General features: G+C 69.3%; 1 protein-coding gene. It reads right to left on the bottom strand.

Going from position 1 to position 570, the window contains the following annotated elements; translation table 11 throughout:
- Window positions 1-570: AMP-binding enzyme (locus RUGAMON1_RS32655; protein ID WP_445234427.1), on the bottom strand; the 570-nt coding region annotated here is incomplete at both ends.

Raw genomic sequence — 570 nt, 5'->3', positions numbered from 1 at the left:
CGTCTCTTCCGTTTCGCCCTGCGGCGCCTCGTAGCCGCGCGCCGCGTAGGCTTGCGCATCCGGCGCCGGCAGCGCCTTGCGATCGAGCTTGCCGTTCGGCGTCAGTGGCAATGACGGCAGCGCCACGAAGGCGGCAGGCACCATGTAGTCCGACAGCGTCAGCGCCAGTTCTGCGCGCAAGGCCGTGATATCGAGTGACGCGCCATCGCGCGCCACCACATAGGCCACCAGGCGCTTGTCGCCCGGCTGGTCCTCGCGCGCCAGCACCGCCGCCTCGCGCACCCCGGCGCAGGCCGACAGTTTCGTTTCAATCTCACCGAGCTCGATACGGAAGCCGCGGATCTTGACCTGGAAGTCGTTGCGGCCCAGGTATTCGATGTTGCCGTCGGCCAGATGACGGGCCAGGTCGCCCGTCTTGTACATCTTCGCACCGGCCACGCCGGCGAACGGATCGGGCACGAAGCGCTCCGCCGTCATTTCCGGCAGGTTCAGGTAGCCCAGCGCCACGCCGGCGCCGCCGATATACAGCTCGCCGGCCACCCCCACCGGCACCGGCTGGCGCCGCGCATC

Origin of the sequence: Duganella rhizosphaerae (genome assembly GCF_040364205.1) — a bacterium.
GTDB lineage: Bacteria > Pseudomonadota > Gammaproteobacteria > Burkholderiales > Burkholderiaceae_D > Rugamonas > Rugamonas rhizosphaerae.
The sequence above is the reverse complement of the archived record's forward strand: the minus strand, read 5'-3'. Positions and strand labels throughout refer to the sequence as shown.